This is a genomic window from Corallococcus sp. RDP092CA (genome assembly GCF_041903675.1).
In the GTDB taxonomy this organism is placed as follows: domain Bacteria; phylum Myxococcota; class Myxococcia; order Myxococcales; family Myxococcaceae; genus Corallococcus.
Genome location: NZ_JAYESI010000086.1, coordinates 1 through 1510 on the forward strand (window position 1 = coordinate 1; position 1510 = coordinate 1510).

Sequence of the window (1510 nt, forward strand, 5' to 3'; positions counted from 1 at the left end):
GGGGAGAGGAGGGGCAGCTCGGCCACGGGCTGCTCGGGCCTGGCGGCCACGGCCTCCAGCAGGGTGTGGAGGTGGCGGGCCATCCGCTCGATGGTGCCGCGCTCGAAGAGGGCGGTGCTGTACTCCAGCGTGCCGCGCAGACCTTCGGACGTCTCCGTGAAGAAGACACTCACGTCGAACTTCGACGTGGAGTGCGTCGCCTCGAGTCCCCGCAGACGAAGCTCCGGCAGCCGCACGTCCTCGGTGGGCACGTTCTGCAGCGCGAGCAGCGTCTGGAAGAGGGGCGTGTGGCTGAGGCTGCGCGTCGGCTGTAGCGCCTCCACCAGCTTCTCGAAGGGCACCTCCTGGTGCTCGTACGCGTCCAGCACCGTGGCGCGCACCTGCTTCAGCAGGGAGCGGAAGGACTTGTCCGTTTCCACCTGGGCACGCAGCACCAGCGTGTTGACGAAGAAGCCGATGAGGCCTTCCGTCTCCGCGCGGGTACGGCCGGCGATGGGCGAGCCCACGCTGATGTCCTGCTGGCCCGTGTAGCGCGACAGCAGCCCCTGCCAGGCCGCCAGCAGCACCATGAAGAGGGAGCCGCCCTCACGGTGGGCCAGCGCCTTGAGGGCTTCCGTCAGCTCCCGAGGCAGGGCGAAGCCGAAGGTGGCGCCCGCGGTGCTGCGGACGGTCGGGCGCGGCCTGTCGGTGGGCAGCTCCAGCACCGGCGGCGCACCGGCGAGCTTCCGCTTCCAGTAGTCCACTTCCTGCTGGAGCGTCGCACCCTGCAACCAGCCGCGCTGCCAGGCTGCGTAGTCCGCGTACTGCACGGGCAGGGCGGGCAGGGGCGAAGGCCGCCCCGCAGCGAAGGCGGCGTAGAGGGTCGCGACTTCCCGCACCAGCACGCCCAGGGACCAGCCGTCGGAGACGATGTGGTGCAGGGTGACGACGAGCACGTGCTCGGCTTCGGAGAGCTTGAAGAGCAGCGCGCGGATGAGCGGCCCGGTGTGCAAGTCAAAGGGCCGGTGCATCTCCGCTTCCGCCTGGAGCCGCGCCTCGCTTTCGCGCTGCGCCTCCGGCATGTCCGAGAGGTCCACGAGCCCCAGGGGCGCAAGGCCCTCGGAGTGGACGCGCTGGATGGGTTCGCCCGCCACCTGGGTGAAGGTGGTGCGCAGGGCGTCGTGGCGGTGCACGACCTCCTGGAGGGCCCGCTCCAGCGTGTCCACGCGCAGTTGGCCTTCCAGTCGGACGGCGACGGGCACGTTGTAGAGGGAGCTGCCCGGCTCGAGCTGGTCGATGAGCCACAGGCGCTGCTGGGCGAAGGACAGCGGCACCGGACCGTCATGCGAGACGCGGGTGAGCGGAGCGGTGCTCGTACGGGCGAGGCCCGCCAGGCGGTTCGCGAGGGCCTCCACGGTGGGGGACTCGAAGAGGGCGCGCAGAGGGAGTTCCACGTTGAACTCCGCGCGGACGCGCGACACCACCTGGGTGGCCAGCAGGGAGTGGCCGCCCAATTCGAAGAAGGAGTCCC

At 70.7% G+C, this 1510-nt stretch carries 1 protein-coding gene; it reads right to left on the reverse strand.

Going from position 1 to position 1510, the window contains the following annotated elements:
• The coding region (locus tag U8525_RS34255; protein ID WP_374270941.1) for a condensation domain-containing protein at positions 1-1510 on the reverse strand (1510 nt) is incomplete at both ends.